Here is a 22,829-nt window from a genome sequence, read left to right on the forward strand (position 1 = left end):
TTTCCGAGCGGGAGTTTTACTCGAGAACTATGGTTAATTTGTAATCGATTAATCAAAAATATTGGTTATAAAAAATTGTTCTTAAAAACGGTTTGACGTCATTTAATGCGCGCTTGATTAGAAAAAACTGGCATTATGTTTAACAAATAAGGGAGTTTGGTTGTTAGAAGTGTAATTAGAAGGGATAGGTTTTTGAACACTTATAAGCTTTGGTAATGTGTGCTCAAAGATCGAGCTAATATCGAAGCGGTTGCTACCGCCTCGATATCAATAAAACTATTTAGAGCTGTTGTAACGCTCAACAGAATCAACGATTTCTTTGCGCGCTTCTTCAACGTCGCCCCAACCGTCAACTTTTACCCACTTGCCAGGCTCAAGATCTTTGTAGTGCTCAAAGAAGTGTGCAATTTGATCAAGAGTCAGTTGTGGAACGTCTGATACAGTTTTTACGTCTTTGTACAAAGGCGTGATTTTTTCGTATGGAACAGCCAATACTTTTGCGTCTTCACCTGACTCATCGGTCATTTTCAACACACCAATTGGACGGCAGCGGATCACTGAACCGGTCAATACTGGTAAAGGCATTAATACTAGAACGTCCACAGGGTCGCCGTCGCCACAAAGGGTATGTGGTACATAACCGTAGTTGCACGGGTAGTGCATAGCGGTGCCAAGCATACGGTCAACGAAGATAGCGTCGCTGTCTTTGTCGATTTCGTATTTGATTGGATCGCTGTTCATTGGGATTTCGATAATTACATTGATATCGTCAGGCAGACTTTTGCCGGCTGGGACTTTTTCAAAACTCATAGCAATTTCCGTTAGTGTGTGAAGTATTTATCACAGGCATTTGCCCGAAACTTGGATTTTATCATATTCAGGTTTGCGAACCATTAAACCTAAGTTGGGTTTAATGATGAGCAGGTTTCACCTGAAATATTTAATTTTCTAATTCAAGCATTTATCGCGTTCAAAAGGGTTGAGTAAGCATTTACCAGTGGATTTCTGGCGTATGCGTATAACTTCGCTAAGCTTATGAAAAGTGATACATCAGACAGTAAGTGAAGGATATTCTTATGGCGATCGAAATCGATCCACTCGACAGCAAAACTCCACAAGCTGAGCGTTTGCTCAAGCTTTTAGCACACAAAGGACGCTTAGCGGTATTGTGTAACTTAATGAATGGCGAACGCTCTGCTGGGGATTTAGAGTCTGTAGCACGCTTAAGTCAGTCAGCGTTGTCACAACACTTGGCGAAGCTTCGCGAAGAAAAAATCGTTTCAACCCGTCGGGATGCGCAACGTATTTACTATCGGTTATCCGACAATCGAACCCGCGCGCTGCTTGATTGTATTTCGCAAAACTTTTTTGCTGAAAATGTTATCAATGCCGGCGACCGATTGCCCGAGCGACCAGTGCCAGCAGAGATTACTAATCTTTCAGCGTAACCTACTTGTTTAGGCTCGCAGCTTGCGAGTCAGCTGCGGTTTGATGTGCTTGTAGCAACACTTCGATCTCGTTTTTAGATCCGAGTGCAACAGAGACACGTTGGTGAATTTTCTGCGGTTGAATATCTAAGATGTTGCCAAAACAGGTGGTTGCTAAGCCACCTGCCTGCTCCACTAGAAAGCTCATAGGGTTGCCTTCATACATCAAGCGAAGTTTGCCCGGCTTGTCAGCATCTCGATTATCCCAAGGGTAGGTAAATATGCCGCCGCGAGTGAGCACTCGATGGACATCTGCAACCATCGATGCAATCCAGCGCATGTTGAAGTTTTTACCGCGTGAACCGTCTTTCCCGGCCACTAATTCCCCAATGTAGGCTTGCATTTGTGGCTGCCAAAAACGTTGATTTGACATATTAATGGCAAATTCTTTGGTGTCTTGGGGAATGGACATCTCTGCTTGCGTCAACAAAAAGCTGCCCTGGTTATCCAACGAGAATTGTTGGACACCTTTACCTGTGGATAAGGTTAAGGTCGCGGCTGGACCATAAAGCGCGTAACCTGCGGCCAATTGTTTTCTGCCACTTTGTAGGTAGGCTTTTTCTTCCCCACCATGACAATCCTCTGGCACTTCAAGAATTGAGAAAATAGTGCCGACAGAAACATTCACGTCGATATTCGAAGAACCATCTAGGGGATCGAATAACACCAAAAAACGACCGTCTTTGTTGCCAGCGACGGGTAGATCTTCTTCTTCTGAGGCGATACCTGCAATCAGCGGGAGAGCGAGTAATTTCTCTTTTAAAATATCGTTGGCAATAACATCCAATTGTTTTTGGGTCTCGCCTTGAACATTGGTTTCTACCGTTGCTCCTAAAATTCCTGTTAATGCGCCTAGACGCAATTGCTCAGCAATTTCTTGGCAGCAAGCGGTAATAACGTTGATCACAGAGATTAATTCTGGATCGGTTTTTTGATCTTTTAAAAGTTGAGTAACTGTGGCGGCGGGCATCCTCTAACTCCTGTTAATACAACCACGATGGTTTGATTGTTTTGCCAAAGCTGATACGGCTCTGGGCACGTCCTTGCAATGGTTCAAGCAATGTATAATTTGAAACAATGATTATGGGTTCATTGAGTGATTTGTATGAATTATTCGCTGAGATGAAAACCTAATCAAAAACGAATAATTTTTGAAATAATAATGATTCATCAAAAGTTGAATCGTCAGTCCGAAAATTCAACTTAATCGAGACAGTTATCCACAAAGCATAAGTCTAGAGCTGAAAATCAGCAGTCGCTAGATTGTAAAAAGTGAATTTGGAGTGTCAGTTACAGAAGAAACCAACGTGTTACTTATCAATTAGCTACTTTTGATTGCGTTTGTACATTATAACAACTGGGTTGTTCGCGGCAAACCAAGCCTGCGTGTTAAGCTGCCGCGATTGGTAAAATTAAAATATTGTCTGTGGTCAGCTCAAAAGAAGGTGTGGTTAATTTAGCGTAGATTGTCGTATCTGATATTGAGAAAAAAACAGAAAAATGTCACGTCTATTTTTCCAAGACTTCATGGCATTAGAAAAATACTTGTGTTGCTAAAGGCGCGAATGCCGAGGTAATTGACTGATGAGAACGGAGATTGTGTTGCTGTGCATATTCACATTCTAGGGATTTGCGGAACGTTTATGGGCAGCCTTGCCCAGTTGGCAAAAGCGTTGGGCCATCGAGTGAGTGGTTGCGACGCCAATGTTTATCCACCAATGAGCACCCAGTTGGAATCTGCGGGCATTGAAATGTTCGAAGGCTTTGGGCTGGAGCAATTTAATCCAACTCCAGATTTGGTGATTATTGGCAACGCAATGAGTCGCGGCAATCCCGCTGTTGAATACGTGCTAAATCGGAACATTCCCTACACCTCTGGCCCCCAATGGCTGTGTGATCATCTATTAACCAATAAATGGGTGTTGGCGGTTTCGGGCACTCACGGAAAAACCACAACCTCTTCGATGTTGGCCTGGATTCTTGAATACGCCGGATTTGAGCCCGGTTTTTTAATTGGCGGTGTGCCCGGCAATTTTTCTCAGTCGGCGCGACTGGGGAAAAGTGATTTTTTTGTGGTTGAAGCCGACGAGTACGACAGTGCCTTTTTTGATAAGCGCTCGAAGTTCGTTCACTATCGACCGAAAACTTTGGTGATCAATAATTTGGAATTTGATCACGCTGATATTTTTCCCGATATCGTTGCCATACAAAACCAATTTCATCATTTGGTGCGTACTGTCGCAGGCGACGGGACAATCATTTACCCCGCGAACAACGACAATATTGAGCCGGTGATTGAACGCGGTTGCTGGAGTGATCAGCAAACTCTGAATGATGATTGGAAAGCGTTGAATGTGAGTGCCAGTGGCGATGAATTCACCGTCGATTTTCGCAATCAACCTTGCGGCAACGTGTGTTGGTCGTTGAATGGTAATCACAATGTCATGAACGGATTGGCTGCCATTGCTGCGGCGAGATCGGTAGGTGTAGACATCACCACCGCTTGCCAAGCCCTGAGTGAATTTAAAGGGGTTAAGCGGCGCATGGAAAAAATTGCCGAGCTAGACCACGTTTCTATTTACGACGATTTTGCCCATCACCCAACGGCAATTGAGACTACTTTGGCCGGTCTTCGAGCCCGTGTCGGGAGCGGACGAATCATTGCCGTTATTGAATTGCGTTCCAACACGATGAAATCCGGGTTCCACAAACACGAATTGGCGGCTTCCAGTATGGCAGCAGATACCGCGCTTTGGTATCAAGGCGATGGCGATCCACACATACTGGAGGACGTGGTCCATTCGAGTCCTATCCCAGCAAAACGGTGCGCGTCGATCGATGAAATCATCGAACACAGCATTCGTCTGATTGATGGCGAAAGCCATATTGTCATTATGAGTAACGGCGGCTTCGGTGGTATTCACCAACGTTTGGTTGATCGCCTGAAAAACATTAATTAAAAAGTGCATAACTGAAACCATGACAAAACGAGTTACTGTTGCCATTACTGGTGCATCGGGCGCGCAATACGCGCTGCGATTAGTGGAGTGTTTGCTAGCGGCGGGTTGCGAAGTGTCGCTGTTGATTTCGAAAGCGGGTGAAATTGTTATTCGAGAAGAGACTGGACTTGCGTTACCTGGAGAAGAGTGGGGCATCGCCGCCCAACAACAGTTTTTGCAAAATCACTTCTGGATTGGCGATGGCCAATTAAAACTGTATGGCCGAGAAGATTGGTTTTCTCATGTGGCTTCGGGTTCGGCGGCGCCAACCGAAATGGTGATCTGTCCGGCCAGCGGTGGCACGGTTTCAGCCATTGCTCACGGTGCGAGTAACAACCTAATTGAGCGCGCGGCCGATGTGATTCTGAAGGAAAACCGCAAGCTTATTATCGTGCCAAGAGAAACACCGCTGTCAGCGATTCATCTGGAAAATTTGTTGAAACTGAGCAAACTCGGTGTGGTGATTTTGCCTGCGGCGCCGGGTTTTTATCACCAGCCGCAGTCTATTAACGATTTGATTGATTTTATTGTCGGCAGAATTCTCGATCAGTTGGACGTGCCTCAGTCGATCATGCCCCGTTGGGGAAATTAGTTTCAGGCGTGATTTTGCGGTCCTTCAACTACAAATGAAAACTGATCGAATCGAATGTGATCGCCGGGTTTAATCTTCGCAGAATTAATCAGTTTACCGTTGACGAATGTGCCGTTGGCCGATTTTAAATCGGTGACAAATAGAAAATCCTCAGAAACGGTGATTTCTGCGTGCAGTCTTGATAGGTGTTTACTTGGAAATGTCAGGGTTGCGTCGGTACTTCGGCCAATGGTTTGTGCGCCTTTTGCAAGCTGAAAACGTTGGCCTTTTATCCAGCTGTCGTTAGCTACTAACGACCATTGGCTCAGATTCTCTTTCACAGATGGCACAGTCACGATCTCCACAATGGTTGTATAACGGATTGATTACCTTCCAATGCTTTGCGTTACTTCATACCTCTTTTGCTGGGTATCATTAAAGCATTGGTTGTCTTAATTGCTAGTGAGTTGTTGGGATAATTTATCTCGCTTTTTTTCGTTTTGAATACACAATCACACCGCTTGTTTGAACTCAGTCATAAGTGCTTACTCGCTTACGAATAGGTATCATTGCCTACTCTTCTCTGAAGATGTTGCTCAAAATGTTTAAATTTCATGGAGCCTTAGTTTGAGTCATCGTTGCTCGGTAAAAATTGTCTACTGCACGGGATGTCGTTGGATGTTGCGTTCAGCGTGGTTAGCGCAAGAGCTATTGACCACATTTGAATCTCAACTCGAAGGGGTAACTCTGTCACCGGGCACGGGCGGTGTGTTTGAAATTACTGTTGATGATCATTTGATTTGGGAAAGAAAACGCGATGGCGGTTTCCCAGATATTAAAGTGCTAAAGCAGAAAGTTCGCGACATTATCGATCCTGACATGAGCTTGGGCCATTCCGATAAGCCCGTCGCATAGATAAACCCTTTCTACAGTTGGTTATGCTTGCGTTCAGTTTCTAGGTTTTAGAGTCCGTAAAAGGTTTATTTGCGGGTCTTACTTATTGCTGTGAGGCATCGTGTGGGTGTTTAGGCCTTATTTTTTCTAAGGTTTTATTGGTGGGCGCTTTCACGGTTGATGCAAAGTCCGATACAACGGCAATGCAAGAAAAAATGACTTTGTTGCTGCTACTTTAGTGAGTGTTTAGAGGGTGTTGGCGCACTGATGAAACAAGTGCCAAATTAGAAACTGACATTGAGCCGATAGAAAATTTATAAAAGCCTGTCTATAAGTAGCGTGGATATACATACCTAACATTCGGTACAATACCGCTTTCAGTAACGTTAAAGTAGTCTATTCCGACTTGGGAATCATCGTAAACACTTTGTTTTCTACCTTAAGTCGGGTTGCTTTGGGTGTTTTTGAGTGAGTAAACTAACCACCTAAATTTCTTTTAGCAGTGTGTGTTTTGCGGTGAACGCCATCAATGTAAAGCACAACATTCTGTAGGGAATTAACAATGCCGTCACTTCTGGCAGGCATTCATACATAGCGGCGCAAACTCAGGATTTGTATTGAGTTCATGCCGATGTCAAAGAAAGCAGCCAAGACCAGCAAAAGAGCTGCTCGCCAAAAATGTATTAAAGAGCGCATTAGGCTCTGTTTCATCTGCAAATCCTTAGGATGATTTAATAATCAGCAGAGAGTTGAAAAACTTCGTCTGCCAGGCAGTTGGCGGCTGTCGATTTCTCGAAAAAGAGCAATAGCAAGAGTATGAGTGACAGATTTTTAAGTTTTTATCGTGGATTAGTGATCGAGCGTCCGAAGCTGGCGTTGGTGATCGTATTTTTGATTGCGGCGGTAATGGCCGCAGGATTACCCAATTTTAAATTGGATGCATCCGCTGACGCTTTGACATTAGAAGCCGATAGAGACCTGGATTATTACCGTGAAATTATCAAACGCTACGGTACCGGTGATTTATTGGTTGTTACTTATCGCCCGCACGATGAACTGTTTCAAGCGAACTCTCTCGATAATCTCAAAAAGTTGAGAGATGAACTTAAAGAGATTGAAGGCGTTGCGAATGCTCTCAGTATTCTCGATGTTCCTCTTCTGTATAGCCCGCTGCAAAATCTCACTCAAATTAATCAAGGGTTGCGCACGCTTGAAACCAATGACGTCAACTTTAATTCTGCAAGACAAGAATTTTTAACGAGCCCCATTTACAAGAATTTAATTCTCGGTCCAGACGAGCAAACAACGGTTATTGCGCTGTCGCTTGAAGTGGATGAAAAATTTATTGAACTGGTCCGTGCTCGCGATGCGTTGCGCCTTAAGAGAAAGCAATTGGGTTTGTCGCCAGAAGAATCTCTTGAACTCGAAAAAGTAAGCGCAGAATTTTTAGAGTACAGCACGCAAGCCGCGCAGCGTTCGCGCGTTCGCGTGCAATCGGTCAGAGACATTGCTGAGAAATACAAAGGCGATGCAGAGATTTTTGTTGGCGGTGTCACCATGATCACCTCCGACATGATCCGATTTATCCAAAACGACTTAGTCGTGTTTGGTTCGGCGATTGTTGTTTTCATCATAGCGTTATTAGCGGTCATTTTCCGCCGTATTCGCTTTGTCGTTTTACCGCTGGCAACGTCGGTATTGTCCGTGGTTATTATGCTCGGCTTTTTGAGTTGGGTGGATTGGCGATTAACCGTGATCTCGACAAATTTCGTGGCACTGCTGTTGATTGTATCGCTGGCAATTACCATTCACTTGGTAGTGCGTTATCGGGAATATCACGCGCAAAACCCTACGTGGTCACAAGCAGAGCTTGTGTTAGCAACCACAAAATTTATGTTTAAGCCGTGTCTATACACAACGCTCACCACGATCGTTGCGTTTATGTCATTGGTTGTTAGCGGAATTCGCCCGGTTATCGATTTTGGTTGGATGATGACCATCGGGTTGTTAGTCAGTTTCGTGCTTGTGTTTGTGGTTTTACCAGCGGGATTGATGTTGTTATCGCCAGGCAAAGCTCAAGAAGATAAAGCAACCGATCAACCCATCACGTTAATTTTTTCGCGCTTTACCGAGCGCAAAGGCTCGTTGGTATTAGTGTTTGCGCTGATAGCACTTGGCTTGGGTGGTATTGGTGTCAGTCAGCTGCAAGTTGATAACCGCTTTATCGACTACTTCCGATCAGATACTGAAATCTACCAAGGCATGAAGGTCATCGATCAGAATTTAGGTGGCACGATCAATCTAGACATTATTTTGGATGTCGATCCGGAAGTTGCTCGTTTGATTGCCGGAGGTGCCAGTGAAGCGTCTCCAGAAGAAGACCCTTTTGCTGAGGCCGATCCGTTCGACGAACCCGATCCATTTGAGTTTCATGGCCCCTTGGTGGAAGAAGATCCCTTCGCCGAGGTAGACCCGTTTTCTGAACATAATCCCAAATCACAACCAGCGAACAGTTATTGGTTCACCATTGCCGGTTTGCGAGAGTTGCAGTCGTTACAAAATTATCTCAACAGCCTTGATGAAGTTGGGCGTGTGGATTCCTTAGCCACGCTTTACGAAGTTGCCGAAGATATCAACGGCGGTTCGCTCAATGACTTTGAATTGGCCGTTCTGAAAAACGGCTTGCCTGATGAAATCGAAGGCATTTTGGTAAATCCTTACTTGGATGCTGAAATTAACCAGGCCCGAGTGACGTTGCGTGTTAAAGAGACTGATCCCGATCTGCGTCGATTAACATTCATCGATAAAGTACAGGCAGAGATGGTGAACACTTTGGGCTTCAAGCCAGAACAAATTCACTTTACCGGCGGCTTGGTGTTGTACAACAACATGCTGAAAAGCTTGTTTCAATCGCAAATATTAACCTTGGGGGCGGTTTTCTTGGCCATCATGGTGATGTTTATGATTTTGTTCCGCTCCCTGCTGATCGCTGTTGTGGCAATCATTCCAAATATGCTCGCAGCACTCGTGATTTTGGGTGGAATGGGTCTGGCCGGTATTTCTCTGGACATGATGACCATTACCATCGCTGCAATCACCATCGGTATCGGTGTCGACGACACCATTCACTACATACACAGATTTAACCGCGAATATCAGATCGATGGCGATTACATCGCTGCTATGCATCGCTCGCATGCGTCGATCGGTAGCGCGATGTATTACACCTCAGTGACCATCATTGTTGGCTTTTCTGTGTTGGCGTTGTCGGAGTTTATTCCTTCAATTTTGTTTGGATTATTGACCGGCGCGGCTATGCTTGCGGCCATTTTGGGGGCATTAACACTGCTGCCTAAATTAATTTTAGTCGTAAAGCCCTTTGCGCGAGCCGCCTCTGCCACATAAACTCTCCCTAGATTTGAGAGATTAGGGCAGATTTCTATGGATTTTTTGTGGATATGCGTCGCTTTTGCCTTTGGCTTCGGCGCTAGACAGCTTGGATTGCCACCATTAGTTGGGTATTTGCTCGCTGGGTTTGGTCTGAATGCTTTCAGTATTGAGCCGTTTGCGGGCATTACTGAACTGGCCGATCTGGGCATTACCCTAATGCTATTCACCATCGGCTTAAAGCTGAATCTGCGTAATCTCGCTCGCCCCGAGGTTTGGGGCGGCACCACCGTTCACTCATCGATTTGGTGCCTACTGCTGGCAATTGGCGGCTTTTTGATGGTTTGGCTGTTTCCGTTTGCCGAAGGAAACTGGATTCTAATCCTTCTCGTCAGCTTTGCTTTCAGTTTCAGCAGCACCGTGTGTGTGATGAAAACTCTTGAAGACAGTGCCGAACTGAAAAGCCGCCACGGTGACTTGTCCATCGGTGTTTTGGTTATTCAAGACATTCTCGCGGTGTTGTTCTTGGTATTCGCAACCGGGAAAACTCCGAGCTACTGGGCGCTGGCACTGCCTCTTTTGATTTTAGCTCGACCGTTATTTGCCAAGTTATTGACTCGCTGCGGCCACGGGGAGTTGCTGGTATTGGTGGGCTTCTTTATCGCTCTCGGCGGTTATGAGTTGTTCCACATTACCGATGTGAAAGGTGATTTGGGCGCGTTAATTCTCGGAATGGTTGTCGCTGGTTTGCCAAAATCGACCGAGCTCTATAAATCGTTGATGAGCCTAAAAGATTTATTCTTGGTTGGTTTCTTCCTAAACATTGGCTTTAGCGCGTTACCAACGTGGGAATTACTGGGTTGGGCAATCTTAATGGTCGCGCTGTTGCCGCTTAAATTTGCCATGTTCTTTGGTCTGTTTATCGCCTTTAAACTAAGGGCGAGGACCGCATTTTTGAGTGCCTTGGCGCTGGCAAATTTCAGTGAGTTTGGTCTGATTGTCGCCAGCCAAGGCGTGGATAAAGGCTGGTTACCTGAGAGCCAATTGGTGATGATTGCGCTGGCTGTATCCATCTCGTTTGTCACCAGCTCGTTTATTTATCGGCGCGCACACAGCTTGTACGCCAAGTACAAACACTTTATTTGTAAATTCGAGCGCTCCTCGGCCAAAAGCCTTCACGGTTATCAACAGCCCTACGGCGCAGAGGTGTTGATTTGTGGAATGGGCCGGGTTGGAACCGGTGCATACAAAGCCTTGCAACCTCATATGCACGAAAAAGTTTGGTGTGTAGAGATTGATCCAGAACGCGCGCAAGCGCTGCAAGAAAAAGGGCGTAACGTTGTTTTGGGTGATGCGGACGACATTGATTTCTGGGAACAGTTAGATGCGGGCGACGTTCAACTCGTGATGTTGGCGATTCCTTCCATTCGTGAAATGAAGAACATTATTTTTCAGTTGCGCGAATCGAAGTTCAAAGGTCGAATTGCTGCGGTTGCGCGCTACGATGACGAACGCAAAGAGCTGTTAAAACTGGGCGCTGACGTTGTGTTTAACTACTACGCCGAAGTTGGGGCGGGCTTTGCGGCAGAATGTGCGCACTTAATTGATTCTGACGTTAAGCTTGAGCGACTGGCAGCTCAATAACAAAGGCGGCGCCGCCCAAGGTGGAGTCATTGATGTCTAAGCTGCCGTTGTAGCTGCTGACGATATCGACAACAACCGCGAGGCCGATGCCCTGGCCGGATTCGACGGTGTCGGCTCGGGCGCCGCGTTTTAAAATGGTTCCTCGGTGTTTGTGGGTAACACCGGGGCCATTGTCTTCAATGGTGATGATGAGCGTTTTCTTGTCAACTTCACCTGAGACCTTGACCTTTCCGTCGCCATATTTGCAGGCGTTATCGAGCAGGTTTCCCAAAAGTTCGAGTAAATCAGACGCATCGCCGTGAAAAAGGCACTGCTTGCCGATATTGAAATCAAAGCTGACGTTTTTCTCGCGATAGACTTTACCCAATGCATTGGCCAAACGTTCGCAGGCCTCAGCCACCGACTCACCTTTGTTGCCCATCACTGGAGCCGTCTGTGTGACTGCTCGTTGGAGTTGATGGCGGACAATTTCATCCATGCGCGAGACTTGCTCGTTGATCACATTGGAGCTGCTGTCTTGGCTCAGACTTCCGCGAATCACGGCCAATGGCGTTTTTAAACTGTGCGCCAGATCAGACAGTGTGTTTCTATAGCGATCCCGTTGAGCGCGTTCAGTTTCTAGTACACGGTTTAAGTTGGTGATCACCGGTTGAATCTCGGAAGGGTAATCGGTATCTAAACGCAGTGATTCTCCGGTTTCGACGCGTTTTAAATCTTGCGCTAACGCCGATAAAGGCTGTAATCCCCACTTTTGAATGAGCCATAACACCACCACCAACGCAATTGCCATCAATCCCAACCATTGCTGCAACTGTCGTCGATAGCTTTTCTTTTCTGCCAACAGGGGTGCTTGATCGTGATAGACCTCAAATCGATAGGTTTTTTCGAAGCCGAGCTCGGTGTCCCAGACAACATCGAAGCTCAAGGTATGGGCTAAATTTGAATTGATTAAAATCTCTGAGAACTGTTCTTGTCCGGCCGTAAGCGGCGGGCCGAGCGGGTTGGGTAATTCTGCCATCATGGCCGAGGGCGATTGCCAAACGGTGTTGCTGCCTTCAAGGACGCGCGCGTAAAGTCCCGATTCGGGCTGATTAAAGCGCGGTTCTTGCAACTGATCGGGCAGCCAAATTTCCTCACCGATAATTTCCGCCGCGCCTAACAACAAATAAATTTGAGTTCTTAAGCGTTCTGTTTCGGCGACTTGCTGGCTTTGAGCAAAGGCGCGATCCAAAGCGGTTGCAGTGACCGCTAAAATCATCGGCAATAGAATCACCGAGGCCAAGATCAGTCGGCCACTTAAGCTTTGGAATAGGTGTCGAAATAAGCGTTTTATCATCACGAATTCGTGAAGGCACCTAGTGATTGGGTGCCTATCAATTTAGGCGTCAGCTTCTAAATTAAAACGGTAGCCTTGGCCGCGAATGGTGGTGATGGGTTTGAGAGAGCCGTCGGGATCGATCTTCTTACGTAAACGTCCAACAAAAACTTCAATGGTATTGCTGTCGCGATCAAAGTCTTGATCGTACAGGTGCTCTGTCAGTTCGGTTTTCGAGATTACTTTGCCAACGTTCTGCACCAGATATTCAAAAGTGTTGTATTCAAAGCTGGTCAGTTCGAGGGCTTCTTCTTTGAGCTTCACCACTTTTGCTGCGGTATCTAATGTGAGCGGGCCAAAGTGAAGTAATGGGCTTGCGTGACCGTTGGATCGGCGTATTAAAGCGTTGGCTCGGGCGCGTAATTCTTCGTTGTGGAAGGGTTTAACCAGGTAATCGTCGGCACCGGCTTCCAAGCCGCCAACTTTGTCCTGCCAGCTGTCGCGTGCAGTGAGAATTAAGATTGGGAATTTCTTGCCCTTTTCGCGCAGTTTTTTGATCACCTCAATGCCGTCGATTTGGGGTAGGCCGATATCGATGATAGCGAGATCGTAGGGGTGTTCTTCACCCAGATACAGCCCTTCTTGACCATCGAAAGCGCTGTCAGTGACGTAGCCTTCAGACTTTAAATAAGCGCACAGTTGTTCATTGAGTTTTACTTCGTCTTCGACAATTAATAAACGCACGTTAACTCTACCTTATTGTATTTTGCCGTCGGGGCTGACATTGATATAGGTGACTTTGCCTGAGGGAAGCAAGATTTTTACTCGGTGACCGTTACTGGACGGTCTGACTTTCAGCACTTTACCGCCAATGTGTTTTTTGGCGATTCTTGCCGCTTCGCGTGAATCGATTCCACGTTGGGCTCCGGCGCCAGAATGCAGCGATTTGCGATTGTCCTTCTGATTTGAGTTTTCAAATCCGGGGCGAGGAAAGCTTGGGCCTTTGTCGTCTTTGGCCGCCGCTATTTCGAACGGGAACGGACGCGGCAAAGGGTTGGCTGTTGCACCAATGTGAGTGGTTAAGAGAATCACGGTAACGACCAGCATGAACGCCGATTTCATATTCCGGAACCAATAAATGCAAAGCGGGTTGATCAAAACAGAATTCCGTCTATTGCGGTGAATGTTTTGCCACAGAATGCCCATGATTTCAGTGGCAAGGCTAATTTTACGGTGATGTTAAGTGTAACAGCGTTCATCATAAAACCTATCCTAAATTAGCGGTAATTCGTGCAATTGATGTCTTTGATTCACCTTGCAGGAGCTACTTCAATAACTCAGGGAAAACTCAGTGTGATGTTCAGGTTTGGGTAACTGTTGCCAGAGGCCCCTAAAGACTCCAGCAAGGTTGCAGTCTAGCTTAGACATTCTGAATAGCGACTGAAATAATACGCTCAATCAAGCGATTTTCTGGGTTTTGGCCAGATCTAACCTCGAATAATTTCCCGATTACCCGATCATGAGTTATTTTCTCAGCCTCTAACGATCAAATTCTTGACCATTTACGATAAACATTAGATGAATGCCATGTCTGAAAACTTGCCGTTGTTTCCGTTGAATACGTTATTGGTGCCAGAAATGGTGTTGCCGCTCCAGATTTTCGAGCAGCGTTATCTTCGACTAATCAAAGATTGCTTGAAGAACAATGTTGGTTTCGGCGTTGTTCCTATAAGGGACGGCCATGAAGTGGGTCAGGTCGCGATGATCTACGATATCGGTGTGCACGCCGAGATTGTCGATTGGAGTCAGGGAGAAAACGGCCTGCTAAACATTAAGGTGGCCGGTGGCAGAAAATTCAAAGTGCTGAAAACCTCCCTCGAAGACGATCAATTGATGCAGTCAGAAGTAGAGTATCTGCCCGAAGAGGCCGACGATTCTATTCCCAGTGAATTTGACGGCTTGAACGAAATGTACGACACCTTGTGTGATCATCCCCAGGTGCAAATTCTAAATTTGCCGAAAGCAATCAGCGCCAGACAACTGGGTTGGTTTCTGTCTATGTTGCTGCCCATCAATCGAGCGCAGCAGGTGGATTTGCTGAAAATGCAGGCGCCTGTGGAGCGATTGGAAGCGCTTGCGGATATCATTGATCGCCTTGGTCAGGATTAATTGTGGCTGTATTAGTGAGCTCAGTGAAGTTCGCGAAATGAGTGAAATTTCGCTAAAATGGTCGGTTCCACCGACGCAATTGCCGGCAAAAGTATTGTACAAGTGCGTTTATACGCTCAGATCTAGCGACTAAATTTGGGACATTTATGAATATAAAAGATTATATGACGGAGCTTGGTCGCTCTGCTCGTGCGGCGGCGCGTGTTATTTCTTCCGCGACAACCGAATCCAAGAATACTGCCTTGCTTGCCAGTGCTGATGCCTTAAATGCTTCTCGTGTTGAGCTAAAAGCGGCCAACGAACAGGATTTGACCTTGGGGCGTGAAGCGGGTTTAGACGCGGCACTGATTGATCGTTTAGAACTGACCGACAGCCGTATCGACGGCATGATTGAAGGTTTGACTCAGATTGCCGGATTACCCGATCCCTGCGGTGAAGTGACCGATATGCGTTATCTGCCCAGCGGTATCCAGGTTGGCAAAATGCGAGTGCCTTTGGGCGTAGTAGGGATTATTTACGAATCTCGACCCAACGTGACTATCGATGCCGCCAGCTTATGCTTGAAATCAGGCAACGCAACAATTTTACGCGGTGGTAAAGAAGCGTTGTATTCGAACCAAGCTATTGCGAAATGCATTCAGTCGGGTTTGAACACTGCCGGTCTGCCCGAGGGTGTTGTTCAGGTGGTCTCGACCACCGATCGCGAAGCCGTCGGTCAGTTGATTACAATGCCTGAGTACGTTGATGTCATTGTTCCTCGCGGCGGCAAAGGACTCATCGAGCGCATCAGCAATGACGCAAAAGTTGCGGTAATAAAGCATTTAGACGGTATTTGTCATGTTTATATTGATGACAAAGCGGATCTTGAGAAAGCCTTTAATATTGCTTTGAACGCTAAAACTCATCGCTATGGCGTTTGTAATGCCATGGAGACATTGCTTGTTCACAAAGATATCGCTCCCCAAGTATTGCCTCGCCTAGCCCAAGCGTATGGTGAAAAAGGCGTTGAGCTGCGCGGTTGTGCGCGAACTCAAGAAGTTATCGAGTGTTTATCTGCAACCGATGAAGATTGGGCGACAGAATATCTCGCGCCAATTTTGTCCATTCGTTTGGTCGACGACATGCAAGGTGCAATGGATCATATCGATCAATACAGTTCTCAGCATACCGAGACTATCGTGACAGAAGATTACACCCGAGCCCGCCGTTTCATTGCTCAAGTGGATTCCAGCTCCGTGATGATCAACGCCTCGACTCGATTTGCCGATGGTTTTGAGTACGGTCTCGGTGCGGAAATTGGTATTTCTACCGATAAAATCCACGCGCGTGGTCCTGTTGGTTTGGAAGGATTAACGTCCCAAAAATGGATTGTCTTTGGTGATGGACACATCCGAGTGTGATCGCACTTAAGCTGAAATTTCTGCAAATTTGGGTCAATCATTGAGGTGCCCGCTGTGAAACTGGTGGGTATCTTTGGTGGCACCTTCGATCCAATCCACAACGCGCATTTGCGTTTGGCATTAGAAGTTAAGCAAGCCGTTGGTATGGACGAATTATGTTTAATGCCAGCGGCAATTCCCCCTCATAAACAACCGCCGATGCGAGGTCCGCACGTTCGCTTGCAGATGTTGCAATTGGCGTTGTCGAATTGCCCCGAATTAGCGATTGATTCAAGGGAATTGGACCGAGACGGGCCTTCGTTTACTTTCGATACCTTGCATTCGATAAGAGCCGAATTAGGTTCTCAGGTATCGCTTTGCTTGGTGATGGGAGCCGACTCGTTTGCCAGTTTTGATCGCTGGTATCGGTGGGCGGAATTTTTGGATCTCGCCAACCTTGTTGTAATCATGCGCCCTGGCGTAAATAAGGTGTTTCCAGAGTCGGTATCGGCTCTGTTGGAGTCGTCGGCGGCGAGTCTCAACGATCTGCGTGAAAACCCCAGTGGTGGTATCCATCTCATTCAATTGTCGATGCTGCCAATATCGTCCACTGAAATTCGACAGCAAATTAGCCAAGGCGAATCCCCGCAATTTTTATTGCCGGATTCTGTATGGTCGTTTATTCAAAAAAATAATTTGTATCGATAGTCTTTGAAGAATTGCTCGCCTTTTTTAGCGTTCTAAGTCTTTGCGACAAAAAATCACGGCTGAAAATTGACGACGCTTTTAGTATCCAGTGGCGCTCTATAAGTCTAAAATTAATGATTGCAAGCGTTGCAATTGATAATAACGAAAAACCACAAATTATCGCGTTATGCGAAACCAGAGAGGATGAATGTCAGAACTTACTCCACAAGAAGTAAAAGAATTGGTGCTTAACGCACTGAGTGATTTAAAAGCAAAAGATGTTGTTGAACTCAATGTAACGGATTTAACCGATGTAATGGACACCCTCGTGATTGCCAGTGGTACGTCTAATCGCCATGTTAAATCCCTCGCACAGCATGTTTCATCCGAAGCAAAAGCTGCGGGTTTTCAACCGCTAGGCATGGAAGGTGAAAGCCAGGGTGAGTGGGTGTTGGTTGATTTCGGTGATTTAGTGTTACACGTCATGATGCCTTCGACGCGAGATTTTTACGACCTAGAGAAACTGTGGTCAATGGCACCGAAAAACCGTATTGAATCGGTACCGAACGACGGAAGTGCGCCTGAGTAGATTTCTTCGCTATGAGAATTCGTATAATTGCCGTTGGCACCAAAATGCCAGCGTGGGTGGAATCGGGCTTTGCTGAATACCACAAACGGTTACCGAGAGAAATCAGTGTTGAGGTTCGAGAATTACCCTTGGGTAATCGAGGCAAAAATCAAAGTAGCGCTTCGGCCATTGCCGATGAAGGCAAGAAAATGATGGCTGCTATCGATGACAAAGACTGGGTTATTGCGCTCGACCTCAACGGCAAAAAATGGTCGACCGAGAATTTATCGCAAGAGCTTGAGCGCTGGAAAATGAACGGCGCTAATTTAAGCTTTTTAATTGGCGGGCCAGACGGTTTAGCACCAGAGTGTTTGAACCGCGCTCAACAGAAATGGTCTTTATCTGCGTTAACATTACCGCACCCAATTGTGCGTGTAGTTTTAATCGAGCAGCTGTATCGAGCCGAGACAATATTAAATAATCACCCTTACCATAAATAAGCTAAAAAAGGGTGGTGTGCATTTTTCCAATTTTTAAACGCAAGTTTGGCTAATTTGGAAATTTAAGATTAAGTTAACTTTAAAGCCAATACGTTAAACATTAATGAGTGAGCAGCAAACCCTCAAAGACCATTTTCGCGAGACGAGAATCTTTCGCCACCGCTTGGTGTTTATCGCCGTGGTTATGTTGCTCTTGCTCGGGTTGTTGGTGGTTCGATTTTATAATTTACAAGTTGTGCACTATGCCAATTACGTAACGCAATCTGAGCGCAACCGTGTACACGTTCGTCCGCTTCCCCCCACGCGTGGCTTAATCTACGACCGCAACGGAATTTTATTGGCAGACAATCGCCCGAGTTACACATTAAGTGTGGTGAAAGAGCGGGTGAAAAGTCTCGACGAAACCCTGGCGGTGTTGTCCGAATTTATTGAATTCAGCGAAAACGACGTCGAGAAATTTCATTCCCGTTTAAAACAGCGTCGCCGTCCCTTTGAAGCGGTTCCCCTTCGCTATCGATTAACACCCGAAGAAATTGCCCGTATTGCGGTGAATGAATATCGCCTTGAAGGCGTGGAAGTAGAAGCGCAATTGGTTCGCCATTATCCGCTTGCGGATTTGTACGCACACACCGTGGGTTACGTTGGCCGAATTAACGAGCGCGAATTGAATCGCTTCGATGAAGATGAATATCAACAATACAGTGGCACTTACACCATCGGAAAAATTGGCTTAGAGCGCCAATACGAAAAAACACTGCTCGGCGAAGTGGGTTATGAAAACGTAGAAACAAACGCCCGTGGTCGGGTTTTGCGTGTGCTTGAGCAAACACCGCCAAAACCGGGCGAAAATCTACATTTGTATTTTGATAGCGAAGTGCAAAAGGCGGGTTTGGCGGCATTAAAAGGCCGACGCGGTGCTATCGTTGCCCTCGAAGTAGAAACCGGCGGTGTACTGGCGATGGTGAGTTCCCCCAGTTACGACCCCAACCTATTTGTTACCGGTATCAGCCACAAAGACTATAACCGCCTGACACAATCGCGGGATTTGCCGCTGTTTAACCGTGCTATTCAAGGGGAATACCCACCGGGCTCGACAGTGAAGCCAATGATTGCCTTGAGCAGTTTGTATTACGGTATTCTCGATCCACATGTTGCAATCTACGATCCCGGTTTTTATCAGCTCGATGGTGAAGAACGTAAATATCGAGATTGGAAACGCACAGGTCACGGCCGCGTCGATATGAACGCAGCGATTCGAGAATCCTGTGATACCTACTATTACGATTTAGCCTACAAAACCGGCATTGATCGATTGTATGAGTTTGGTTATCAATTTGGATTGGGTGATTACACCGGTATTGATTTACCCAGTGAAAGAAAAGGGATTTGGCCTTCTCGAGAATGGAAACGAAATCACCGCGGATTACCGTGGTTTCCAGGCGACACTTTAAATGTGGGTATCGGCCAGGGCGCCACTCTAACAACACCGCTGCAGCTGGCAGCAATGACTGCCACACTGGCCAATCGCGGTCGAAAAGTGCAACCTCGAATCGCTCAGAATTTAGTGCTAGATATCGAAGAGTCCAACATTCTTATGGACGTCTCTGACGGTCATTGGTCGTATATTTTCAATGCCATGAAAGAAGTAATGCATCACCCGCGCGGCACCGCTTACAAGGTTGGGCGCAACATGTCGTTTGAAATGGCGGGCAAATCCGGTACGGCTCAGGTTGTGGGTATCGCTCAAGATGCCGAGTATGAAAGTGAAAAGCTGTCCGAGCGCAACCGAGATCACGCGTTGTTTGTTGGCTTTGCACCATTGGATGCGCCCAAAATTGCGGTTGCTGTGATTGTTGAAAATGGCGAAGGTGGCTCGTCTGAGGCAGCTCCTGTGGTTAGAAAAGTGATTGAAACCTATCTTGAGCAAGAGCAAATTCGATTGCAGGGACAAACGCTTCAAGCGCAATCGGAACAAAATAAGAGTTCACCCGTAAATACATCAACAACAGCGGTTGGAGAGCACAGTGTCAACGGCTGACTTTTTACGGCGATTACCCAGCGCCGCTCTTGATTTTCAGCGCCAAGAAAATATCTGGACGCGACTTCACATTGATCTTCCTCTATTGCTGTTATTGCTGGCACTGACCGCTTTTGGTTTGGTCGTGCTTTACAGTGCCGGTGGCGCTGAATTTTATTACGTGAAACGCCAGGCAATATTTTTTGCGATGGGTTACGTATTAATGTTCACCATCGCCCAAGTCAACTTATCGTTTTTAATGCGCTGGAGTTGGGTGCTGTATTTAATTGGTATTGGTTTATTAGTTGCCGTACTTTTTATGGGGGTTGGTGCTAAAGGGGCACAGCGCTGGTTGGAAATTGGCGGTTTCCGGTTCCAGCCATCAGAAGTGTTAAAAATTGCGATGCCGCTGACGATTGCGTCGTATTTATCGCGGCGAATGTTACCGCCAAAATTTAAATACATTTTTGTCAGCCTTGTGATTGTCATACTGCCGAGCTTCTTAATTTTAAGACAACCCGATTTGGGCACCTCATTATTGATTGCTATGTCCGGTTTGATTGTGCTCTTTATGGCAGGCTTACCGTGGAGTTACATCTTTTCTGCGTTAGGATTGGTGGTGGCGAGCGCGTGGCCGGCGTGGCATTTTATGTTGCACGATTATCAACGTACTCGGGTGTTAACGTTATTAAATCCAGAAGCTGATAAATTAGGTGCGGGTTGGAACATCATTCAATCAAAAACAGCGATTGGTTCAGGCGGAATTTCTGGAAAAGGCTGGTTGAAAGGAACTCAATCGCAATTGGACTTTCTACCAGAGAGTCACACAGATTTTATTATTGCTGTGTTGGCCGAAGAATTCGGTTTAGAAGGCGTTTTGTGCTTGATCGGACTCTACGTATTGGTGCTGACCCGAGGGTTAATGATCGCTGCTTCGTCACAAAAAACCTTTGGCCGTTTAGTGGCAGGCAGTATTACTTTTACGTTGTTTGTTTATATCTTTGTTAATATCGGAATGGTTTCTGGTTTGCTTCCGGTGGTTGGTGTGCCTTTGCCATTTATCAGTCATGGTGGCACGTCGCTGCTGACTCTTATGATGGGCTTTGGGCTGCTGATGGCTGTGGCTACCGAAGAGCGTCGCGTCAGCCTTGACTAAAACAGGCTCAGAAAACGCGTTCGATAATACGCCAAAGAAAATGGAAACTCATAAATTTACATTAGGAAATGGGGGATTCGTGATTAATTCCACTCTGTCACTGAAGAGACTCGCTTTGGCCGTTGCTATCGGCTGCTTTGGTGGTACAGCTTACGCCGGTGATTATTCAAAACATCCTTTAGCTCAAGAGTTTATTGACGAAATGGTCAATGAACATGAATTTAAAAAATCCGATTTGAATCAATGGATTGGCCAGGCACAGCGCAAAGACTCAATCCTAAAAGCGATTTCGCGTCCGGCTGAAAAAACCAAACCTTGGAAAGATTATCGAAAAATCTTTGTCACTGATTCAAGAGTTAAGCTTGGGATCGAGTTTTGGAACACTCACGCCGATGACTTAGCCCGTGCAGAAAAAGAATTCGGTGTTCCGGCTGAGGTTATTGTTGCCATTATTGGCGTAGAAACTCGCTACGGAAAACAAACGGGCGGATATCGCGTTATCGATTCTTTGTCGACACTCGCGTTTGATTATCCGCCGAGAGCGCCGTTTTTCAGAAAAGAACTAAAAGAGTTTTTGTTACTGTCGCGCGAGCAACAAAAATCGCCACTAGATTTGAAAGGTTCTTACGCCGGTGCAATGGGTTATGGCCAATTTATGCCATCGAGTTATCGAGCCTACGCCAAAGATTTTGACGGCGACGAATTTATTGATATTTGGAAAAATCCAACCGACGCCATTGGCTCGGTAGCGAATTATTTTGTTCGCCACGGTTGGAAAGCGGATCAGCCGGTGACGGAGCGGGTTCGAATCAAAGACAGTTTTAACAGTGAATTTCTAGAAGATGGCCTTAAGCCGAAACGCAGTATTTCCGATATTGTAGCCGCTGGGTATTCGCCACTTTCTGAGCATTCAGAACAAACCCTGGCACGTGTGTTTAAACTCGATGGTGCTCACGGCGATGAGTATTGGATGGGTTTGCACAATTTCTACGTGATTACTCGATACAACCGCAGCACCATGTACGCAATGGCGGTGTATCAATTATCGCAAGAGATCAAAAAACGGCACGTAAGCGGGCGATAACGAGTAATGAAGCTCACAAGAACTCTCAAACAGGTCGTCGTTCCGGCGTTGATCGCGGGCGTGTTAGGCGGATGTGTTCACAGCCCATACACCGAAGAAAAAGAATCTAAGACAAAACCTGCGCCGCCAACAGAAAATGAAGGTCGCTACAGCCAGCGTCACGACAGTGGCCCAGACCAATCTTATTCGGTGGACCACATTCCCAATGCGGTTCCAAAGGTCGAAGAAATTAGGCGAGCAGGTAACAAAAGCCCCTATAAAATTGCGGGCCGTACTTACCACGTGTTGCCGTCTGCCAAAGGTTATAAAGAAACCGGTTACGCCAGTTGGTACGGTAAAAAGTTTCACGGTCATGCAACGGCAAACGGTGAAATCTACGATATGTACGGAATGACCGCCGCGCACAAGAGTTTGCCGATTCCGTCTTACGTTGAGGTGACCAACGTTGCCAATGGTCGATCGATCATTGTTCGTGTCAACGACCGCGGTCCCTTTCACGGCAACAGAATCATCGACCTTACCTACACGGCCGCGAAAAAGTTAGGCTTTGTTGACGCCGGAACGGCAAAGGTTAAGGTTGTTGCTATCGACCCGCAGCAGTGGCAGCGTAAAAACGCTGGTAACGTTCAAACTCCGGCTCCGGTATTGGCCACTTCTGGTGAGCCGCCAGCGCCATCGCCTAAAAACGCAGAAGGGCACAATTTGCCCGAGAACACCTATCTTCAAGTTGGCGCGTTTTCTTCCCACAACGCGGCTGAAAATCATCGCCGTCAAGTAACAGCACTGACCGGCGCTTCGGTTTTGGTACAAAAGCCCGATCAAAACGGGAGCTTGTATCGCGTGCGAATAGGCCCAATACTAGACAGTCTCCAGCTAAGCAGTATTCGAGCGTTACTCGCCAAAGGTAATTTGAACAGCCACCATTTGGTTTATGATTAATGGTGGTTTTCAACCAGAACAGGCTTAGCCAAC

At 46.4% G+C, this 22,829-nt stretch carries 21 protein-coding genes; 15 read left to right on the top strand and 6 right to left on the bottom strand.

The features are described from left to right. Window positions 1–276: 276 nt before the first annotated feature. A complete protein-coding gene (gene ppa / locus LU361_RS07780; RefSeq protein ID WP_233088291.1) occupies window positions 277–810 on the bottom strand; it encodes an inorganic diphosphatase in 534 nt (177 codons plus the stop codon). A 266-nt stretch (window positions 811–1,076) separates the two neighbouring features. On the opposite strand from ppa, the gene LU361_RS07785 reads away from it, so the two are divergent. Then, the gene (locus LU361_RS07785) at window positions 1,077–1,448 is read left to right on the top strand and encodes an ArsR/SmtB family transcription factor (RefSeq protein WP_233088292.1); all 372 of its coding nucleotides are present in this window, start codon (window positions 1,077–1,079) and stop codon (window positions 1,446–1,448) included. A 1-nt stretch (window position 1,449) separates the two neighbouring features. On the opposite strand, the gene LU361_RS07790 is transcribed toward LU361_RS07785, so the two are convergent. Beyond that, window positions 1,450–2,457, bottom strand: coding sequence for a class 1 fructose-bisphosphatase (locus LU361_RS07790; protein WP_233088293.1), 1,008 nt, complete (start codon window positions 2,455–2,457; stop codon window positions 1,450–1,452). Window positions 2,458–3,094: 637 nt separating this feature from the next. Between LU361_RS07790 and mpl the strand changes: the two genes are divergently transcribed. Continuing rightward, on the top strand, window positions 3,095–4,447 hold the full coding sequence (gene mpl / locus LU361_RS07795) for a UDP-N-acetylmuramate:L-alanyl-gamma-D-glutamyl-meso-diaminopimelate ligase (protein WP_233088294.1): 1,353 nt from the start codon (window positions 3,095–3,097) through the stop codon (window positions 4,445–4,447). Window positions 4,448–4,466: 19 nt separating this feature from the next. Further along, window positions 4,467–5,078 carry a flavin prenyltransferase UbiX gene (locus LU361_RS07800; RefSeq protein ID WP_233088295.1) on the top strand — a complete coding sequence of 204 codons (612 nt, stop codon included), beginning with the start codon at window positions 4,467–4,469 and terminating at the stop codon, window positions 5,076–5,078. 2 nt (window positions 5,079–5,080) lie between these two features. Here the strand turns inward: LU361_RS07800 and LU361_RS07805 are convergent, their stop codons facing one another. Further along, window positions 5,081–5,407 carry an FHA domain-containing protein gene (locus LU361_RS07805; protein WP_233088296.1) on the bottom strand — a complete coding sequence of 109 codons (327 nt, stop codon included), beginning with the start codon at window positions 5,405–5,407 and terminating at the stop codon, window positions 5,081–5,083. 277 nt (window positions 5,408–5,684) lie between these two features. Here LU361_RS07805 and LU361_RS07810 point away from each other — a divergent pair, with 277 nt between their 5' ends. From LU361_RS07810 to LU361_RS07820, 3 genes are all read left to right on the top strand, one after another. After that, complete coding sequence (locus tag LU361_RS07810) at window positions 5,685–5,972, top strand: Rdx family protein (RefSeq protein WP_233088297.1); 288 nt, start codon at window positions 5,685–5,687, stop codon at window positions 5,970–5,972. Between the two features lie 795 nt (window positions 5,973–6,767). Then, window positions 6,768–9,356: an efflux RND transporter permease subunit gene (locus LU361_RS07815; RefSeq protein WP_233088298.1), complete on the top strand. Its 2,589-nt coding sequence runs from the start codon at window positions 6,768–6,770 to the stop codon at window positions 9,354–9,356. Between the two features lie 36 nt (window positions 9,357–9,392). Further along, entirely contained in the window at window positions 9,393–10,982 is a 1,590-nt protein-coding gene (locus LU361_RS07820) for a cation:proton antiporter family protein (protein ID WP_233088299.1), read from the top strand. Here LU361_RS07820 and LU361_RS07825 read toward each other — a convergent pair. From LU361_RS07825 to LU361_RS07835, 3 genes are read right to left on the bottom strand one after another with little or no spacing between them, the layout of a single operon-like run. Next, window positions 10,954–12,318 carry an ATP-binding protein gene (locus LU361_RS07825; RefSeq protein WP_233088300.1) on the bottom strand — a complete coding sequence of 455 codons (1,365 nt, stop codon included), beginning with the start codon at window positions 12,316–12,318 and terminating at the stop codon, window positions 10,954–10,956. The two genes, LU361_RS07820 and LU361_RS07825, sit on opposite strands and share 29 nt — an antisense overlap. Window positions 12,319–12,360: 42 nt before the next feature. After that, window positions 12,361–13,041 carry a response regulator transcription factor gene (locus LU361_RS07830; protein ID WP_233088301.1) on the bottom strand — a complete coding sequence of 227 codons (681 nt, stop codon included), beginning with the start codon at window positions 13,039–13,041 and terminating at the stop codon, window positions 12,361–12,363. A 12-nt stretch (window positions 13,042–13,053) separates the two neighbouring features. Then, window positions 13,054–13,419 carry a hypothetical protein gene (locus LU361_RS07835; RefSeq protein ID WP_233088302.1) on the bottom strand — a complete coding sequence of 122 codons (366 nt, stop codon included), beginning with the start codon at window positions 13,417–13,419 and terminating at the stop codon, window positions 13,054–13,056. Between the two features lie 465 nt (window positions 13,420–13,884). Here LU361_RS07835 and LU361_RS07840 point away from each other — a divergent pair, with 465 nt between their 5' ends. From LU361_RS07840 to LU361_RS20125, 9 genes are all read left to right on the top strand, one after another. Continuing rightward, window positions 13,885–14,466, top strand: coding sequence for an LON peptidase substrate-binding domain-containing protein (locus LU361_RS07840; RefSeq protein WP_233088303.1), 582 nt, complete (start codon window positions 13,885–13,887; stop codon window positions 14,464–14,466). A 146-nt stretch (window positions 14,467–14,612) separates the two neighbouring features. Continuing rightward, window positions 14,613–15,866 carry a glutamate-5-semialdehyde dehydrogenase gene (locus LU361_RS07845; protein WP_233088304.1) on the top strand — a complete coding sequence of 418 codons (1,254 nt, stop codon included), beginning with the start codon at window positions 14,613–14,615 and terminating at the stop codon, window positions 15,864–15,866. A 54-nt stretch (window positions 15,867–15,920) separates the two neighbouring features. Further along, a complete protein-coding gene (gene nadD / locus LU361_RS07850; protein WP_233088305.1) occupies window positions 15,921–16,553 on the top strand; it encodes a nicotinate-nucleotide adenylyltransferase in 633 nt (210 codons plus the stop codon). Window positions 16,554–16,740: 187 nt separating this feature from the next. Beyond that, window positions 16,741–17,121, top strand: coding sequence for a ribosome silencing factor (gene rsfS / locus LU361_RS07855; protein ID WP_233088306.1), 381 nt, complete (start codon window positions 16,741–16,743; stop codon window positions 17,119–17,121). Window positions 17,122–17,132: 11 nt separating this feature from the next. Beyond that, window positions 17,133–17,600: a 23S rRNA (pseudouridine(1915)-N(3))-methyltransferase RlmH gene (rlmH, locus tag LU361_RS07860; RefSeq protein ID WP_233088307.1), complete on the top strand. Its 468-nt coding sequence runs from the start codon at window positions 17,133–17,135 to the stop codon at window positions 17,598–17,600. Between the two features lie 103 nt (window positions 17,601–17,703). Next, window positions 17,704–19,638: a penicillin-binding protein 2 gene (gene mrdA, locus LU361_RS07865; RefSeq protein WP_233088308.1), complete on the top strand. Its 1,935-nt coding sequence runs from the start codon at window positions 17,704–17,706 to the stop codon at window positions 19,636–19,638. After that, complete coding sequence (gene rodA, locus LU361_RS07870; RefSeq protein ID WP_233088309.1) at window positions 19,625–20,773, top strand: rod shape-determining protein RodA; 1,149 nt, start codon at window positions 19,625–19,627, stop codon at window positions 20,771–20,773. The genes mrdA and rodA overlap by 14 nt, the downstream gene beginning before the upstream one ends. Window positions 20,774–20,855: 82 nt before the next feature. Then, window positions 20,856–21,857, top strand: coding sequence for a lytic murein transglycosylase B (mltB, locus tag LU361_RS07875; protein ID WP_434064672.1), 1,002 nt, complete (start codon window positions 20,856–20,858; stop codon window positions 21,855–21,857). Between the two features lie 6 nt (window positions 21,858–21,863). After that, on the top strand, window positions 21,864–22,796 hold the full coding sequence (locus tag LU361_RS20125; protein ID WP_286206460.1) for a septal ring lytic transglycosylase RlpA family protein: 933 nt from the start codon (window positions 21,864–21,866) through the stop codon (window positions 22,794–22,796). The last annotated feature ends 33 nt before the right edge of the window (window positions 22,797–22,829 follow it).

This window comes from Sessilibacter corallicola (assembly GCF_021290925.1).
GTDB classification, from domain to species: Bacteria; Pseudomonadota; Gammaproteobacteria; order Pseudomonadales; family Cellvibrionaceae; genus Sessilibacter; species Sessilibacter corallicola.